At 56.0% G+C, this 16,318-nt stretch carries 17 protein-coding genes; 11 read left to right on the top strand and 6 right to left on the bottom strand.

Going from position 1 to position 16,318, the window contains the following annotated elements; translation table 11 throughout:
- Window positions 1–30 precede the first annotated feature (30 nt).
- A complete protein-coding gene (locus tag CDO73_RS02795) occupies window positions 31–699 on the top strand; it encodes a hypothetical protein (RefSeq protein WP_088486968.1) in 669 nt (222 codons plus the stop codon).
- Between the two features lie 167 nt (window positions 700–866).
- Here CDO73_RS02795 and hcp read toward each other — a convergent pair whose 3' ends face one another.
- A complete protein-coding gene (gene hcp / locus CDO73_RS02800) occupies window positions 867–2,558 on the bottom strand; it encodes a hydroxylamine reductase (RefSeq protein ID WP_179218503.1) in 1,692 nt (563 codons plus the stop codon).
- Between the two features lie 196 nt (window positions 2,559–2,754).
- Between hcp and CDO73_RS02805 the strand changes: the two genes are divergently transcribed.
- Window positions 2,755–3,537, top strand: a complete 783-nt coding sequence (locus CDO73_RS02805; RefSeq protein WP_088486969.1) for a hypothetical protein — start codon at window positions 2,755–2,757, stop codon at window positions 3,535–3,537.
- 119 nt (window positions 3,538–3,656) lie between these two features.
- Here CDO73_RS02805 and CDO73_RS02810 read toward each other — a convergent pair whose 3' ends face one another.
- Window positions 3,657–5,045 carry an MFS transporter gene (locus CDO73_RS02810; protein ID WP_088486970.1) on the bottom strand — a complete coding sequence of 463 codons (1,389 nt, stop codon included), beginning with the start codon at window positions 5,043–5,045 and terminating at the stop codon, window positions 3,657–3,659.
- 156 nt (window positions 5,046–5,201) lie between these two features.
- Here CDO73_RS02810 and CDO73_RS02815 point away from each other — a divergent pair, with 156 nt between their 5' ends.
- A complete protein-coding gene (locus CDO73_RS02815; protein WP_088486971.1) occupies window positions 5,202–5,585 on the top strand; it encodes an ArsR/SmtB family transcription factor in 384 nt (127 codons plus the stop codon).
- Window positions 5,586–5,770: 185 nt separating this feature from the next.
- Window positions 5,771–6,808: an alpha/beta hydrolase gene (locus CDO73_RS02820; protein ID WP_088486972.1), complete on the top strand. Its 1,038-nt coding sequence runs from the start codon at window positions 5,771–5,773 to the stop codon at window positions 6,806–6,808.
- An 85-nt stretch (window positions 6,809–6,893) separates the two neighbouring features.
- Here CDO73_RS02820 and CDO73_RS02825 read toward each other — a convergent pair whose 3' ends face one another.
- The 3 genes from CDO73_RS02825 to CDO73_RS02835 all read right to left on the bottom strand — a co-directional run bounded on the left by CDO73_RS02825 (window position 6,894) and on the right by CDO73_RS02835 (window position 8,551).
- Window positions 6,894–7,235, bottom strand: coding sequence for a cupin domain-containing protein (locus CDO73_RS02825; protein ID WP_088486973.1), 342 nt, complete (start codon window positions 7,233–7,235; stop codon window positions 6,894–6,896).
- A gap of 154 nt (window positions 7,236–7,389) precedes the next feature.
- Window positions 7,390–8,013, bottom strand: a complete 624-nt coding sequence (locus tag CDO73_RS02830; protein ID WP_088486974.1) for a YitT family protein — start codon at window positions 8,011–8,013, stop codon at window positions 7,390–7,392.
- A 169-nt stretch (window positions 8,014–8,182) separates the two neighbouring features.
- The gene (locus CDO73_RS02835; protein ID WP_088486975.1) at window positions 8,183–8,551 is read right to left on the bottom strand and encodes a winged helix-turn-helix transcriptional regulator; all 369 of its coding nucleotides are present in this window, start codon (window positions 8,549–8,551) and stop codon (window positions 8,183–8,185) included.
- A 136-nt stretch (window positions 8,552–8,687) separates the two neighbouring features.
- Between CDO73_RS02835 and CDO73_RS02840 the strand changes: the two genes are divergently transcribed.
- Entirely contained in the window at window positions 8,688–9,641 is a 954-nt protein-coding gene (locus CDO73_RS02840; RefSeq protein ID WP_088486976.1) for a DsbA family protein, read from the top strand.
- A gap of 82 nt (window positions 9,642–9,723) precedes the next feature.
- The gene (locus tag CDO73_RS02845; protein ID WP_088486977.1) at window positions 9,724–10,056 is read left to right on the top strand and encodes a hypothetical protein; all 333 of its coding nucleotides are present in this window, start codon (window positions 9,724–9,726) and stop codon (window positions 10,054–10,056) included.
- A gap of 108 nt (window positions 10,057–10,164) precedes the next feature.
- Here the strand turns inward: CDO73_RS02845 and CDO73_RS02850 are convergent, their stop codons facing one another.
- Window positions 10,165–11,592, bottom strand: coding sequence for an MFS transporter (locus CDO73_RS02850; protein ID WP_088486978.1), 1,428 nt, complete (start codon window positions 11,590–11,592; stop codon window positions 10,165–10,167).
- 122 nt (window positions 11,593–11,714) lie between these two features.
- On the opposite strand from CDO73_RS02850, the gene CDO73_RS02855 reads away from it, so the two are divergent.
- The 5 genes from CDO73_RS02855 to CDO73_RS02875 all read left to right on the top strand — a co-directional run bounded on the left by CDO73_RS02855 (window position 11,715) and on the right by CDO73_RS02875 (window position 16,309).
- A complete protein-coding gene (locus tag CDO73_RS02855; RefSeq protein WP_088486979.1) occupies window positions 11,715–12,587 on the top strand; it encodes a LysR family transcriptional regulator in 873 nt (290 codons plus the stop codon).
- A gap of 126 nt (window positions 12,588–12,713) precedes the next feature.
- Entirely contained in the window at window positions 12,714–13,247 is a 534-nt protein-coding gene (locus CDO73_RS02860; protein WP_256972528.1) for a TetR/AcrR family transcriptional regulator, read from the top strand.
- A gap of 203 nt (window positions 13,248–13,450) precedes the next feature.
- A complete protein-coding gene (locus CDO73_RS02865; protein ID WP_088486981.1) occupies window positions 13,451–14,500 on the top strand; it encodes an NADH:flavin oxidoreductase in 1,050 nt (349 codons plus the stop codon).
- 229 nt (window positions 14,501–14,729) lie between these two features.
- Window positions 14,730–15,278 carry a DUF4334 domain-containing protein gene (locus CDO73_RS02870; protein ID WP_256972529.1) on the top strand — a complete coding sequence of 183 codons (549 nt, stop codon included), beginning with the start codon at window positions 14,730–14,732 and terminating at the stop codon, window positions 15,276–15,278.
- Between the two features lie 68 nt (window positions 15,279–15,346).
- A complete protein-coding gene (locus CDO73_RS02875) occupies window positions 15,347–16,309 on the top strand; it encodes a bifunctional helix-turn-helix transcriptional regulator/GNAT family N-acetyltransferase (RefSeq protein ID WP_088486982.1) in 963 nt (320 codons plus the stop codon).
- Window positions 16,310–16,318: the final 9 nt, after the last annotated feature.

Below are 16,318 nucleotides of genomic sequence, written 5' to 3' on the forward strand. Positions count from 1 at the left end.
ATAGAAAACATAAGGGGTACACTCAAAACAATGGAAAAAACGAAAACGTTAGGTATACTGGGCGTCGTACATAACAACGAACTGCGCATACAAACCGGCTTAACGCTTGAGCTCATCCGCGAATTGATTACGGAGTTCAATCCGGACGCGATCTGCGGAGAAGTGCTGCCGACCAGCTTCGAGCGATACAAGCGTAATCGGGAAGAACGGGGCTATTGGGGTGAGCCGCCGAGCGAATACTATGACCTGATCTTCCCGCTGTGCGAAGAGAAGGGGATCGATTTCGTACCGATCGATTGGATCGAGCTTGATGTCTGGAACGACTTCGATCCTTTGCGAAACTATGAAGGAGAAGAACGCGCGAGGTTAGAGCAGGAAGACGAAGAATGGTGGCAGCGTCAGCTCGCAGGTGCGAGGCAGGGGAGGATTCCTTTCAACAACGAAGCCTTCGACGAAGCGACCCGGCGCAAATACGAACGAATGGCCGAGCTGGACCCGGAAGCGCATGCGTTTCGCTGGACCGGTCGGCATCTGATCATGGTGCAGCGAATTCGCAACACCATCAAGCAGCATCCGGGCCAACGCATGCTGTGCATCGTCGGAGCCGATCATAATCATGTGCTCAACGAAGAACTTCGGAATATGGAAGGATGCGAAGTCATCTATCCGCTGCGCGGAGAGCAGAGCGTTGCAAAATAACATAAAAATAAATATTTAAGATAATGAAAAATTCACAATAATAAAACCAAAGTCAAAACCGGAAAAAATTAAACCGAAAAACCGTAAACCATCGAAACCAAAACAGCCAAAGCGCTGACCTGAAAAGACCGGCGCTTTGGCTTAATCTTATGTTAAACTCGGAGAACTTAAGCCCCCATAAACATCTTCATATCGTCTTCGACGTTCGTGATGCCGCCGATGCCGAAGTTCTCGACCAAGACGTTCACCACGTTCGGCGACAGGAACGCCGGAAGCGTTGGACCGAGGTGAATGTTCTTGACGCCCAGATAAAGCAGAGACAGCAGCACGATTACGGCTTTCTGTTCGTACCACGCGATATTATACGAGATCGGCAGATCGTTGATATCGTCCAGCCCGAAGACTTCTTTGAGCTTGAGCGCGATCACGACGAGCGAATAGGAATCGTTGCACTGTCCGGCGTCGAGCACGCGCGGAATGCCGCCAATCTCGCCGAGATCCAGCTTATTGTATTTGTATTTGGCGCAGCCGGCGGTGAGAATCACGGTATCCTGCGGAAGTTCCTTCGCGAAATCCGTGTAGTAATCGCGGGATTTCATCCGTCCGTCGCAGCCGGCCATGACGAAGAAGCGGCTGATCGCGCCCGTCTTCACGGCATCGACGACTTGATCAGCGACGTTCATCACGGCATCGTGCGCGAATCCGCCCACGATCTCGCCGGTCTCGATCTCCGTCGGCGCTGCGCAGGTCAAAGCCTGCTCGATGAGCGCGGAGAAGTTTTTCGGCGCGCCGTTCTCGCCGTCCGGAATATGAGCCACGCCCGGATAACCGGTATTGCCCGTCGTATAGAGGCGGCCGACATAACTGTCTTTCGGTGGCACGATGCAGTTGGTCGTCATCAGGATCGGACCGTTGAACGATTCGAATTCTCTGTTCTGCTTCCACCAAGCGTTGCCGTAGTTGCCGTAGAAATGCTCGTATTTCTTGAACGCCGGATAATAGTGGGCCGGAAGCATCTCGCTGTGCGTGTAGATATCGATACCTCTGCCTTCGGTCTGTTTCAAGAGCTGCTCCAGATCTTTGAGATCGTGACCGCTGATGAGAATGCCCGGACGGCGGCCGACGCCGATCTTGACTTTCGTGACTTCCGGATTGCCGTAAGCGCCGGTATTGGCGCGGTCGAGCATCGCCATCGCGTCGACGCCGTATTTGCCGGCTTCGAGGTTCAGCGCGACAAGGTCGCCCGCTTCCAGCGTATCGTCCAGCGTCGCAGCCAGCGCGCGGCGGATAAACGCGTCGATTTCCGGATCGATCTCGTCCAGATGTCCGGCGTGATAAGCGTAAGCGGACATGCCTTTGAGACCGTAGATCAGCAGTTCGCGCAGAGAACGGATATCTTCGTTTTCGGTACGCAGCACGCCGACCGTCTTGGCTTTGGCATCGAATTCGCTTTCTTCGCCGGTCCAGACGGCGGCGTCCGGCAGATTGTCGGACGCGTTCGGGAACTGCGCGCCGCGCAGCGCGCGGATCTCGTCGCGAAGCGCCAACGCTTCGCGGTTTTTCGCGAGGAAGACTTCGCGGTCGAAGTTGGCGTTCGTGATCGTCGCGAACAGCGAGTCCATGATGAACAAGGAGACGCGACGTTCCGTCTCGGTCGGCAGGTCGAGATCCAGACTGAGGAACGAGATGCCTTTGAGCGTATGAACGAGCAGATCCATCAGATTGGCGACGTCATGCGGTTTGCCGCAGACGCCCGCGATCGTGCAGCCGGTACCTTTCGAAGCTTCCTGACATTGGAAACAGAACATGGACGGTTGGTTGTTTTCGATGCTTTCGTTAGACGGGGATTGCGAATTCATGGTCGATTTCCTCCGATTCTTATCGTGCAAAATGGGTGTTCGCTTGCCGTGTGAACGGTCGTATGATTTCATTGTAAAATATTCAAATTCAATGCTTGTGATTCCGCGCACAACAAAAAACACGACTTTGCGAACGTATCCGAATCCTGATGCAACGTTTGCCGAAAGGCGCGCGTTCTAACAAAAGAGGTGAATCATGATAGCATATTCGAAACTGGTCGCTTTACGTCCTCGTCTTGATGAAGCGCTGCGGTATTCGCTTCGCTTGCACGAGAACTATACGCAGACAGCAAGAGTCAAATTCGAAGAGAGGTTGAATCTTTTTTCGCGCGAAGAATTGATTCTGACTTGGGCATGCAGCCAAATCGGCCTAAGCGCCGAAGGAGAGCGGATCGAAACGGAGAACGGCAAACAACGAATTACCCGGTATCCGATTCCGATCCCGGAATCTGCCGAAGAACTGCTGATCCGATACGCGGGATATTATGTTTTTCGCAGCCGCTCCGAACTGATTCGACGATTAAGCGGATATACGGCACTCGCGCAAGAAACGGAGAAAGGATGGAGGATTCTTCAAGGACTCCCGGTAAGCCGCGCAGCTTCTGAAAAAGAGGATCGGCTCGACTATCCGGCATGGAGTCAAGAGCCCGCGTTCACCGACCGGCCTACGCAGATCGTTGCGATGGACTATACGGACGGACAATACGATTATTTCGAAGCCCGCGAAGACGTTGCCGGGGAGCTCGCCTCTTTGCAAACTCGTTTTGACGCCTGGATGGCCGCGCAAGAAGGAATCCAACCGTTTCGCGTTCATCAGACTCACGTATACGAGAACGAGATCGTATTCGAAGATTGGGGACATCTGATCGGTCACGAAGATTTCATCGATTGGATTCATACGCGAGTATGCGGAGAACGAGTCATACGTAAGCTTTTCGAAACGCCGAACGGGAAAGCCGCGGCTTGCGTTTCGTTCTGAAATGTCGCGAATCGGCGTCTACTTCCGTTTTTTTGCGCGCAAAAAAACGACGGCCGCCCAGAAAGGCAGACCGTCGTTCGATAAAGTTTCCGATCGATATCGAAAATAAAAAGGAACAGTCAGTTCGTTTGCGCGCGAGCGCTGTGTCGGCGGTACCAGATCGCGCTCAAGATCGCGACGAATGCCGAGATCGACAAGCCCCAATAGATATTGGAGTAAGCGGTCGAGAGCGGAAGGGCATGCTGCCATTCCAGCGCCGTAGTCGCCAAGGCCACGCTGAACGCTCCGCTGAAGAACTGAAGAAGCTGGAACAGTCCCATCCCGGAGCCGATAAACGATTCAGGCAGTACGCGGGACATCTCGTTCGAGAGACTGCTGGACAGCGCCGTAAACGAGATGCTCAAGATCATGTAGATGATCATCGCCGCGACCCAAGAATGGGTGATCAACAAAGCGAAGAGCAGCGTCGAGACGAGCAGCAGCGGCGGACCGTAACGCAGAATGCCGTGGTTGCCGTAGCGGTCGATGACTTTGCCGATCTTCCGCGAAGCGATGATCGCCAGCAGCGAACCCGGGAAGATGATCAATCCGGCATGCCCGGCGGTAAACGCGAAATTCCGCGTCAGAATCTGCGGCAGCAGGAACAGCGTCGAGAAGTTGCAGATATACGCCGTCATCCCCGCCAACGCGAGCAGCAGATAACGTCGGTTGCCGAACAGCGAAGGCAGAACGAACGGATCTGGCGTCAGACGAATGCGCATGATGAACAAGATCAGCGAGACAAGGCCGAGCGCGAGCAGCGCCCAGATCTGATTCGTCAGGAACAGCAGCAAGCTGGTAATGCCGACGGCCAGCAGCACGCCGCCGATCGCGTCGAACGAACCGCGTTTCGGCAGTTCTTTAGGCAGCAGCCAGAGGAAGAACGGTACGAGCAGCAGCACCGCGGCCGTAATCGCGAACAGCCAATGCCAGCTCAAGTTCTCGACGATCAGACCGCCGATGACCGGGCCGAGACCCAGACCGAGCGATACGGCCGACATGACCGTCGCCATCGCGGATCCGCGGCGTTCGAGCGGGATATAGCGCGTGAACAGCACCATCGCGAGCGATACCGCGCCGCCTGCGCCCGCCGCTTGCACGATGCGGCAGAGCAGCAGCACGATAAAGCTCTGACTGAAGAATCCAATGATACCCGCGCCGCCCAGCGCCAGCAGGCCGGCGATCAGCAGACGGCGGAGCGGAACGAAGTCGGACAACCGGCTGAACGTGATCGACGAGATCGCGAACATGATCGAATAGCCGGTGACGATCCAAGAAGCGGTGCTTGCCGAGATGCCGAAGTCGGCCGTCACGTCGGGCAGCGCCATATTGAACATGGCCGTGTTCATCACGACGAGAACGACGGCGAGGCTGAATACGAGAATGGTTAAGCCTTCGCGCGCGAGCAAGCTCGGCGGATGGGCGGATTGCGGCGATTCGGCCGCGTAAGAGGCTGTAGTAGGTTTCATGATGGGGCTCTCCTTTGTCTCCTGGCGGAGTTCTGTCTATTTCTATAGTTCGGTAATTAACGAACAATTGGAGTATAGCAGGAGAATGAGGTAAAATACAATTGAAACTTGATTCAACGTCCGCCATGCACACATTCACGGTCAGGAGGAATCCGAATGAAACCGCTCTATCATCCCGAGCGCAAAAATATAAATCTCGTCACGGTGCTCCACGCTCTAAGCGATCCGGCCCGGCTGGGCATCGTCGCGAAGGTCGCGCGCTGCGGCGAGCAGCCCTGCAAAAATTTCGACGTCGCGCTGGCGAAATCGACGCTTTCGCAGCATATCCGCATTCTGCGCGAAGCGGGCATCACGCGTACGCGCGCGCTCGGTACCCAACGTCTGATCTCGCTCCGCGCCGACGACTTGAACGAACGCTTCCCCGGACTGCTCGATTCGGTATTGGGCAGCTTCGAACAGGATCAGCTCGGTGCGCCGCCGAACCCCGAAGAAAAGACGGTTATTTCCGGAACGGCCTCGAACGCGCAAGAACGGCATTGATCCGAAACGAACCCGACGCGAATACGAAGAACCCGAACGGCCGCAAACGGGCCGAACGGGTTCTTTTTATATAGGCCGGCGTTTGGGACGGGAAGCGTCTAACGTTACAAGGAGTAGGCGAATGCTTCAAATCGAAAAAGCAGGGTTAAGCCGATGAAGAAGGAGAAAGAGAAGGAGATGACCTCATGACGAGCAAACTTTCGATTTGGCGCCGCTCTATCCCTTACAATACCGGACAAAGCAAATACGACGAGCTGGAGCTCCGAAACGAAAACCCGTCTAAAGCTCTCGCCGGGATTCGGGCGCTTGCCGCACTTAAAAGACCTTACGCCGGGAAGCGAAGGCATCGCATTCATGAAGCGACTTACGCGATCGAGATTCAAGGCGGCGAAGCGGCGGAAACTTACGATGACGTTCCCTGCCTGATCCCTTACTTGGCCGAAGGCAGCGATCGGGCCGTTATCATCGTCCCCGGCGGCGGATACGTCACCCGTTCCGTCAAACATGAAGGCGAAGGAATCGCCCGATCGCTTAACGAAGCGGGAATATCGGCTTTCGTGCTGGAATATCGGCTGAACCCTTACAAAGCGCCGGTTCCTTTTCTGGATTTGCAGCGAAGCGTTCGATATGTTCGCTCCCATGCCCGGCAGTTCGGCCTTCACCCGCAGAAGATCGGCGTGCTCGGTTTCTCGGCGGGCGGGCATATGGCCGCGGTACTGATGACGCTGCTGCGCGGTTCTTCCGTGAACGCGCAAGGTTACGACGAAGACGATATCGACCGCGCAGACGACCGTCCGGATCTAGCCGGATTAGTCTATCCGCTGCTTGATTGCGGCGATCTGCCTTCCGTCGCGGTTTCTCTTTTCCATAAGGAAGACGCGGAAGATGAACGAACGCGCAAGCGGCTGCTCGATCATTATTCGCCGGCACAGCATGTCCGGCCGGGCGACCCGCCGCAGTTTCTATGCTTCGGCGACAACGATATGCTGATCGGCTCCCGAGGCATTCTGGATTATAAGCGAAGCCTGGATGACAACGGCGTGCCGAATAGGCTGCTGACGCTCGAAGGAGCGAACCACGGTTTCGGAGACTGCGAAGCGAACGGTCTCGCGGAACGGCTGGTGGTGTCCGACAAATACGCCTATTGGAAAAAAGCGTTTGCCGATTGGGCCAATGCGATCTTCGACGGAGACCCCGAAACGCCGAGTTCTGGGCAGCCCTAAAGAAAATAAAAAAAGCCGGAACGCGATTGAGCCGCGTTCCGGCTTTCTTATCTTCTTCTTTTGATCCTTTTGGTCCATGCAAACGTCAAATGTTTTTCGCGTACTCTTCGCTCGGCGTGTCGATCAAGACTACCGACAGGCTCGAGCGGGCATCGTCCGCGCTGCGGTAAGCGAACGCTTCATGGCCTTCGACGCGTACCAGATCGCCGGCCTTCACCGGAGTCTCGACGCCGTCGGCGATCATGAAGCCGCTGCCTTCCAATACGGTCAGATACAAGGTCGCGCCCGGATGGTTATGCGTCGGAAGCTGATGTCCCGGTCCGAAATTCAATACGAACGCCGTATGGCTTTCTTTTTTGAACACGATTTTCTTCGTAAACTTGTCTGCCCGGTATTCCTGAAAGGTACTTAACGCTTGCTTTTCCATCTATGACTCACTCCTCGATTGGATTGTCGGATCTTCGGATCGCGTCTTCGTTTTCATTATAGACGACCGATCGCGAAGACTCGTGATTTGAGTCACAAATCTTGATAAAGATTCTCATTGCGTAAAAAAGAAAAACCGCGACCGAACGGGGAGGTCAAGCGACCTCGTCCCGTTTGCGCGGCATGACCGCAGCCGGTTTCTTCGCGCTGCGATCCGCGGTGATCAGATCGATCGCTTTGGTCGCGACCACCAGCATGATGATCGTGAACATCAGTTTCTCGATCCCGATAATGAAAAACGAAGAGACGGCGACCAGCGCGTCGCACAGCAGCAGCGCGTAGCTGACTTTCCAACCCCAGAATTTGTGCATGAGCTGCGCGATAATGACCGTTCCGGCCGTCGTGCCGCCCGCGCGGATGATCAAGCCGATTCCGAATCCGATCATGGCGCCGCCGAAGATCGCATTGACCATCAGATCGTCCGAAGGAATCCGCCAATGTTCGGTCAGATGCAGCAGCAGCGAATGAAGCGAAACCGCGACGACGGTATACGCGATCGTTCTGCGAGACAGCAGCTTATAACCGATCCCCACCAGCGCCAGATTGATCAGCAGCCCGGTCAAGCCCGGCGACCATTGGAACACGTAATACAAAATAACGGTGATCCCTACGACGCCGCCTTCGGCCAGCCCGTGCGGAATGACGAACACGTTGATGCCGATCGCGAAAGCCAGAGCGCCGATCGCGATCAACAGCAGGTCCATGCCTGTTTTCTTCACTCGAATAGCCTTCTTTCCCGCAATGCATTGCTGTCCACATTTAATCACGGAGGCGGGAAAATTCTCAAGAACTTGGACTACCAAGATACCATGCTGCTTCATTAGCAAGCTAAAGAAAGCCGCAGCGGCGCATAAGGCAGACTCGGTCTTCGGGAACGGTTCGAAGGATTCAGAGCGGTCGGGGAGACACGGAAGAAGAATCGGCGGCGATCAACGATTCGATATGCTGTTCGCCCCAGTCGACGATGGACGAGATCAGCGGAACCAACGCTTGCCCCGAAGGCGTGAGCGAATATTCCACGCGCAGCGGAATCTCCGGATACTGTTCGCGATGCACGATGCCGTAATCGATCAGTTCTTTGAGGCAGTTGGTGAGCATGGTTCCGGTAATGCCGTCCAAACCGCGCTTCAATTCGTTATACCGCACGACCGGCTGATTGGAGAGCATGGAGAGAATCGGCAGATTCCATTTACCTCCGATCACGCCGAACGCGAACGTGGCCGGGCAGAGCTGCTGCAAGTTTTCTTTGTACTGCATCGGACCTATCTCCTTATCCAAATTGATTTCTCAATAGTATACTTTTTATACTTGGTCAGAAAAATGATCGTACTTGTCGAAAGGATACCTTGTTCTATAATAATAAGCAAGAACAAGAGAGAAAGGAACGATTCTAATGAACACGCATTCTTCCGATTCCGGCCAAAAGCCGGGCAATAAGCCTAACATGGTCTGCGATCTGCAAACCGGGATTTGCGGCGAAGTCGAAGACGCCGGGATCGAAATGTTCGAGTTGGCCGCGCCGGCTCCGCAAATCACCCTTTACTATGTCACCGATCCGATCTGCTCGCATTGTTGGGCGCTCGAACCGGTCTTGAACCGTTTCCTGTGGCAGTACGGGCGGCATGTGAATGTTCGAACGGTGATGGGCGGTCTGCTGCCGGGATGGTCCGGTTTCGCCGACAAGGCGAACGGGATCGGACAGCCTTCCGACGTGGCCGGGCATTGGCGCGAAGTCGGCGAACATTCCCGTATGCCGATCGACGGATCGCTCTGGCTTACCGATCCGATTCAGTCGTCTTATCCGCCTTCGCGCGTATTCAAAGTAATTCAGGCTCGCTACCCCGGCCGGGAAAACGATTATCTGCGTCTGGCCCGCGAAGACGTCTTCGTGTTCGACCGGAATATCGGGCAAGAACGCGTGCTGATCCCACGGCTGAACGCGATGGGACTCGACGGAAAAGCGATCATGGCGGAAGCCGGTACCGAAGCGGCACAGGATCTGCTGGATCAGGATTTCGCGCTGGTCGCCCGTCTCGGGGTGCGGGGATTCCCGACGATCGTGCTGGCCGACGACAAGGGACAGGCCGTCAAGATCGTCGGCGTTCGTCCGCTGGAGACGTATGTCGAAGGTCTGGAACGTCTGCTCGGCCGAACCGTCGAACCTGAACCGGTACCCGAACTTGAAGATTGGCTAAAAAAAGGACAGACGCTGTTCGCCCGAGAGATCGAGGTCATGTACGATCTGAAGCCCGATGAAGTGGAGAATTTTATCAACGGGCGATTAGAAACGGGTCAATACGGGATCTGTGAAATTCTGGACGAACTTCTTGTGCAAAAGGTACGCTAGAACCAAATCGACCACAAATTTCTCGCTTCGATCATCCTGTGTTACAATCAAAGGAGGACACAAACAAAGAGGAGCAAACGAGATGCAATTGATCGGACAAGAGGTAGAGCACGTTACCTACGGGCAGGGGCAGATCGTTCAGAACGAAGACAAGCGAATCGAAGTGAACTTCTCCGGCGAGACGGAAAACAAGAAGTTCATGTATCCGGATGCTTTCGAACAGTTCCTCAGCATGACCGACGCGGCTTCTCAGGAAAAAGTATTAAAAGAAGTCGAACTTCTCAAAGAAGCTCGCCAAGCGAACGTCGACCGCATGGAGCGCGAACATCAAGAAGGGCGCGCAGCGGAGGCGGCCGCCAAGAAAACGAGAAAGTCGCCGGCCAAAGCCAAAAAAGAAGCGGCCGCGGCAAAGTGAACAGTTCTCCCGTCCATTCGGCAGACGCCGGAAGACGCGCGAAAGAAACCGAATCAGACATAAAAAAGCCGATCGATCCGTATGTTAGCGGATTCGATCGGCTTTTTATTATTTCCGGTCCGTTCGTCGTTCGAAGTCGGGGCGCGGCGGTACGCTCGAAGCCAGCAGGATCAGCGCCGCGGCCGTCAAGACGAGGCCCAACGTCCGAAGACCGGCCCCGGTGAATTCGCCGCCCATCGCGAGACCGGTCAGCAGCGAAGAGAAGATCGTGCCGAGATAACGAAACGTGTTGAATAGTCCGGAAACGACGCCGGCCGATTCTTTCGGCGTGCTCGCGAAAAGCGCGGACTGCATCGCGACGCCGTTCAGTCCGTTGGCGATGCCGAAAGCGGCGAGGATCAAAACGATCAGAAACAAAGACGAGCCGTCGTTCAAGAAGACGAGGCCGATCGAGCCTGCCGTCATCGCGAGCGCGGAAATCCGCAGCACGACGGCCGCTCCCGCGCGTTCGACCCAACGGCCCGCGATCGGCGAGAAGAAGAGCGAGCATAGACCCAGACTGAGCATCAGCAGTCCGGCTCGGGATTCGTTCATATGACGGACCTGCTGCAAATACGAAGGAAGACCGAAAAAGACGGCATAAAAAAGCAGGTTCGCCAGCATGAACTCCATATTGACCCGGGTAAGGGCCGGATACCGGACGAACAGCCGCAGCGGAACGAAAGGCGCCTCCGCGCGAAGCTCGTGCCGGACGAATAGCGCGAACAAAGTCGCGCCGATCGCTGTCCAAACGGCGGCCGGTCCGCTGCCCGATCGAAGCGAACCGCCCGGCTCGAACGACAGCAGCCCGACGAACAAGGTCGACAGCCCGGCGGCGAACAGAAGCGTGCCCGGCAGATCGAAGCGTGTGATCCAGAAGCGCAAAGACGAGGTATCGGCGGCTTCGCCCGCTGCCGCTATCTTGATGTCGCGAGGAATCGTTCTGCGAGCCAGTGCGAAACCCGCTGCGGCAAGCGGCAGATTCGCGAGAAAGATCGCCGGCCATCCCCAATGGGCGGTCAATAGGCCGCCGATAAACGGACCGATCGCCGCGGCGCCCGACAGGAAGATCGACAAGGTCGCGAGTGCCGAAGCCTGCCGCTCGTGAACATGGACGCGGACGATCGCCATGCCTACCGCGACCATCATGCTCGTGCCGATCGACTGGACGATCCGCAGCGCGATCAACCAAACGAAATTCGCCGACAAAGGCGCGGCGGCCGAGGCGGCGAACGCGACCACCAAGCCGCTTAGAAAAATACGGCGGCGACCGAACAAATCCCCGGCTTTGCCCATAATCGGTTGAGCCGCGGCGCTCGAAACGTAGAACGCCAAGACGATCCAAGATACGCTCGTATAATCGAGGTTGAACGCTTGCTGCAGCGCGGGGATCGCCACGGACACCATCGACGAGTTGAGCGGATTGAGCATCACGCCCAGTCCGATCGAGATCATCAGCAGACGGGAGTTTGCTTTCGAGAAAATTTCGTTTTTCATGATCATTCCTCCTTAACTTGCCATGAATGAAGCTTAACGCAGCAGAATCATTTCCTCCAACGCCTTTTATGCTATGATTTCATAGACTGGAAGGAATGACGAAGAAAAGGGAGGAAAGCGAAATGGAGCTGCTGCAGCTGCAGTATTTCATCGAAGTCGCCCGACTGGAGCATATGACGGAAGCGGCTCGAAGTCTGCACGTCACGCAATCTTCGCTCAGCAAAACGATTCAGAGACTCGAAGAAGATCTGGGCGCTCCGCTGTTCGATCGGACGAACCGGAAGCTGCGTTTGAACGACTTCGGCCGTCTTTTTCTTGCGAGAGCGGAGCGGGCTTTGTTCGAGTTGGAGCAGGGCCGCCGGGAATTGCGGGATCTGGCCGACCGGGAATCGGGTACGCTGAAGCTTGCCGTGACGGCCGCCAGCGTGCTGCCGCCTATTCTTAGCGAATTCCGCAAACGGATGCCCGAGGTCCGATTCCATGCGGAACGGTTGACGAAGATGGAGACGACGGAGCGGCTGCTGCGGGGAGAGATCGATTACGCGTTATCTTCGCCTTCCGCGCAAGTCGAAGGGATCGTCTGCCGGATCGTGCATATCGATCCGATCGTCGCGGCCGTTCCCGCCTCGCATCCGTTAGCAGGCCGTGACCTGCTTTCTTTGAAAGAACTTCGTGGAGAACCGTTGATCGGCGCGAAAAAAGGCTACGGCACCCGCGATCTGGTGGAGCGGGTCGCAGCCGGCTATGGTTTCGAGCCTGACTACGTCTATGAAGGCGACGAGCCGTCCCGGTTGATTCCGCTGGCGGAAGCCGATATCGGAATCGCCCTTATTCCGGCGACGGCGCGGGAAGATCGGCCAGGCGTGCGCTATATCCCGTTAGAGGAACCGGAGCTGAAGCGCGAAATCGCGCTGCTCCGCAACCAACACCGATACTTGTCCCGCGCGGCGGCGGCGTTTCGGGACATCGTGATCGAATATTTTGCTGCCGAATAATCCGAGAACGCGACAAAGTAGCGATATAACTCCCATTTTATATTTGACTACGCGGTCAAGAACTGATACACTCCTTGCATGAGCAGACCGAGAGAATTCGACGCCGATGCGGTGCTCCGTCAATGCATGGACGTATTTTGGGCGAAAGGCTTTCATGCCACGTCATACGAAGATCTTACGCGTACCACGCAGGTGAAGAAGCAAAGCTTATACGGCGTATTCAAAAACAAACGGGAATTATTTCTGAAATCGTTAGCGTTATACCGCGAAGAAAACCTTGCGATTCTGGAAGCGAAGGCCGCAGGCGAGACGCTGCCGCTTCGCCGGCTGGAAGCGATCTGCGAAGGAGTTCTGTATGCGGATGAGGCAGCGCGGCAGCGCGGCTGTATGGTCATCAACTCCGCGTTGGAATTCGGCGGCGAAGACGCCGACGTCAATCGCGAGATCGCGCAGATGGCGCAGCGTACGGAGGCGCTGATCGAAGAAGCGATTCGCGAAGGGCAAGCGCAAGGAACGATCGCGTCCCGTTTCGGCAGCCGCGAACTGGCCGTCTATCTGGGCAACGCGATCAACGGCGCGAAGATGATGGAGAAGTCCGGAGCTTCGCGCGAAGAAGCGGCCGGCGTGCTGCGCACGTCGATTGCTTTGCTTGAAGCCTAGCGAGCGATCAGGCTTCGTCAGGAGGCTTTTGGAGAAAAAAAGACCGGCTTATCGGGAAGATACGCCGGTTGCTTTTTGATTAGTTATTGACTGCGTGGTCAAGAATTCGATATTCTGTCAAGGAGGTGAGACTCGGTTTCGCGCAAGCACATATCCGAAAGTTTCGATTACATCCGATACCTATCTAACAGGAGGCTATTCTCATGACCGATACGCAATCCGCCAAGTCCGTTCAAGCTCTGTTCCAACCGTTTACCGTGGGTAACCTTTCTTTGGCCAACCGCGTCGTAATGGCGCCGATGACCCGCCAATTTTCGCCGGAAGGCGTCCCGGGCGACAATGTTGCCGCTTATTACCGCCGCAGAGCGGAGAACGGCGTCGGCCTGATCGTGACCGAAGGTACCGTCATCAATCACCCGGACGCGTCCAATCAGCAGAACGTGCCGCATATTTACGGCGAAGCCTCGCTTAAGGGATGGACGAACGTCGTATCGGAAGTTCACGCCGCCGGCGGGAAGATCATTCCGCAGATCTGGCATATGGGCGCTCGCGGTCAAGTGAACGATTATACGGAAGAAGAGATCGCCGAGCTGGTCCGTCAGTTCGCGCATTCGGCCGCGGAAGCCAAGCAAGCAGGGTTCGACGGCATCGAACTGCACGGCGCGCATCAATACCTGATCGACCAATTCTTCTGGGACCAAACGAACGCCCGCACCGACCGCTACGGCGGCGATCTCGTGGGACGTACGCGTTTTGCCGTCGAAGTCATCGAAGCCTGCCGCGAAGCGGTCGGCCCGGACTTCCCGATCGTGTTCCGCTTCTCCCAATGGAAAGGCAGCGATTATTCCGCGAAGCTGGCGCACACGCCGGAAGAATTGGAACGTTTCCTGAAGCCGCTCGCCGAAGCGGGCGTCGACGTGTTGCACTGCTCCACCCGCCGCTTCTGGGAACCGGAATTCGAAGGTTCGGACCTGAACTTGGCAGGTTGGACGAAGAAGCTGTCCGGCAAGCCGACGATCACGGTCGGTTCGGTCGGACTGGACCGCGAATTCACGGCGCTGTTCAGCGACGGCAAAGGTGCCGGCGTCAGCAACATCGACGGTCTGCTGGAACGTCTGGGACAAAACGAATTCGATCTGGTCGCGATCGGACGGGCGCTGCTTGCAGACCCGGCGTGGGCGCGCAAAGTGCAAAACGGCCTGCTCGACGAGCTGGTTCCGTTCTCCCCGGAAGTGCTGCAAACGTTGGAATAACGAATCATTTCGCTTCATTTAAGGCCGATAAGCCCCGCTCGCGCAGGAATCTGCGTAGGCGGGGCTTTTTGGTTCTGCGGCCGATTCCCCGCTGCAAGGCCGAGACGCGGTCGACGTTTGTACGACTGGACCTCCCATGTTACGATCGGCTTAGCTTATACGCAGGCGACGCCTTTTTTGGACCGAGGGCGCTTGTTTGACGAAAGAACCGAAAAGAGGGGAAGAAATCTTGTCAGTCGACAAAACGAAGTTCGAACAGATGCTGAGCCGAGGAGCCGCGCAGGAAGAAGCCTTCGCTTTTTACGACGGGTTGGAAGGAGCTTCGACGGAAGACATGCGCGGACTTTGGAAAGGCGAAGAATGGGTCACCGGCCATCCGCTCGAAGGATTATTAACCGCATCCGGCTGGTACGGCAAAGAGTTCGTCAGCGCCGAACACGTCCATCCTTTGATTTTCGAGAAAAAGAACGGCGGACTGTATAAGGTGAATCCGCTGTGGATTCCGATGAATCTTCCTTTCGATAAAATTCCGAGATCGCTGATCCGCCCCGCCATGACGCTCGCCCGCCCGCTGATCTCCACGCGCAAAAGCGCGGCCCGTCTGCGAACGATCGAATATCGCGGCAAACTCTGCGCGGCAATGATCTACGATAAAAAAGACATCATCGACGTGTTCCGCAAAGTGGACGACGATACGCGGCTCGGCATTATGGACATCAAAAGTCTCGACACGGACAAAACGTATTTTTTCGTACTGCGTCGCCCTTCTTTTAGTTGACGAAGTCAAATAAGAGAGATATACTTGACTCAGTCAATCGGTTTCGCCCAAGACGAAGGAGGAACAGCATGGAAACGAAAACGTCCGCGGTCGCCGCGATTCGCCGGTTCAGCCGGTTCTACACGAGAGTGCTTGGATTGTTGGATTCGCGTCTGCTCAGCAGCGAATTCACGTTGTCGGAAGTTCGGGTACTGTACGAGATCGGGAAGATAGAGCGCTGCACGTCCAAGAAACTGATCGAATGGCTGAATATCGACGCGGGGTATCTGAGCCGGATCATGAAAAGGTTCGAAAAAGAAGGCCTCGCCTACAAAAGGCAATCTCCGGAAGACGGCCGTTCTTACCTGCTTCATCTGACGGACGAAGGCCGGGAAACGTTGGCGCGAATGGACGCGCTGTCCGACGGACAGGTTCGCGAATTGATCGGCGGTTTATCGGAACGCGAGCTAACGCGGCTGTCCGACAGCATGAAGTTTATCGAGAAAACGTTGGCGGAAGAAACGCCGGTTCCGGAGATCGCCGTCCGCACCGAGATTCGCCCGGGCGATATCGGGATGCTGATCCATCTGCACGGCTGGGTATACGCGCTGGAATGCGGCTATAATCACGTTTTCGAAGCTTATGTGTGCAAAACGTTCTACGACTGGATGCGGACGTACGATCCGGATCGGGATCGGCTGTGGATCGCGGAAGCGGACGGGCAGATCATAGGGAGTCTGGCGATCGTCGGCAAACCGGACAATCGGGCGCAGCTCAGATGGTTCATCGTGCATCCGGACTACCGGGGAACGGGGCTGGGGCGTCAATTGTTCCGGGAAGCGATGGCGTACTGCGAGTCGAAGGCTTTCGATCGGGTCGTCTTGGAGACGACGGACGATCAGGAGAAAGCGATCGGCATGTACGTCAAAGCCGGTTTTCGGCAAACAGGCGAGCAGGCCAACGAAGCTTGGGGCGTGCGGCATACGGAGCGGACGTACGAGCTGGATCTGACGGCGACCGACCCGCGCTCCGATCAACAATCCGATCAATAATCGAGTTCC

The organism is Saccharibacillus sp. O23 (assembly GCF_002205895.1).
Taxonomy (GTDB): domain Bacteria; phylum Bacillota; class Bacilli; order Paenibacillales; family Paenibacillaceae; genus Saccharibacillus.

Coding starts and splice junctions, on each gene's coding strand:
- CDO73_RS02795 (WP_088486968.1), top strand. CDS start 31: ATGGAAAAAACGAAAACGTTAGGTATACTGGGCGTCGTACATAACAAC.
- hcp (WP_179218503.1), bottom strand. CDS start 2,558: ATGAATTCGCAATCCCCGTCTAACGAAAGCATCGAAAACAACCAACCG.
- CDO73_RS02805 (WP_088486969.1), top strand. CDS start 2,755: ATGATAGCATATTCGAAACTGGTCGCTTTACGTCCTCGTCTTGATGAA.
- CDO73_RS02810 (WP_088486970.1), bottom strand. CDS start 5,045: ATGAAACCTACTACAGCCTCTTACGCGGCCGAATCGCCGCAATCCGCC.
- CDO73_RS02815 (WP_088486971.1), top strand. CDS start 5,202: ATGAAACCGCTCTATCATCCCGAGCGCAAAAATATAAATCTCGTCACG.
- CDO73_RS02820 (WP_088486972.1), top strand. CDS start 5,771: ATGACGAGCAAACTTTCGATTTGGCGCCGCTCTATCCCTTACAATACC.
- CDO73_RS02825 (WP_088486973.1), bottom strand. CDS start 7,235: ATGGAAAAGCAAGCGTTAAGTACCTTTCAGGAATACCGGGCAGACAAG.
- CDO73_RS02835 (WP_088486975.1), bottom strand. CDS start 8,551: ATGCAGTACAAAGAAAACTTGCAGCAGCTCTGCCCGGCCACGTTCGCG.
- CDO73_RS02840 (WP_088486976.1), top strand. CDS start 8,688: ATGAACACGCATTCTTCCGATTCCGGCCAAAAGCCGGGCAATAAGCCT.
- CDO73_RS02845 (WP_088486977.1), top strand. CDS start 9,724: ATGCAATTGATCGGACAAGAGGTAGAGCACGTTACCTACGGGCAGGGG.
- CDO73_RS02850 (WP_088486978.1), bottom strand. CDS start 11,592: ATGAAAAACGAAATTTTCTCGAAAGCAAACTCCCGTCTGCTGATGATC.
- CDO73_RS02855 (WP_088486979.1), top strand. CDS start 11,715: ATGGAGCTGCTGCAGCTGCAGTATTTCATCGAAGTCGCCCGACTGGAG.
- CDO73_RS02860 (WP_256972528.1), top strand. CDS start 12,714: ATGGACGTATTTTGGGCGAAAGGCTTTCATGCCACGTCATACGAAGAT.
- CDO73_RS02865 (WP_088486981.1), top strand. CDS start 13,451: ATGACCGATACGCAATCCGCCAAGTCCGTTCAAGCTCTGTTCCAACCG.
- CDO73_RS02875 (WP_088486982.1), top strand. CDS start 15,347: ATGGAAACGAAAACGTCCGCGGTCGCCGCGATTCGCCGGTTCAGCCGG.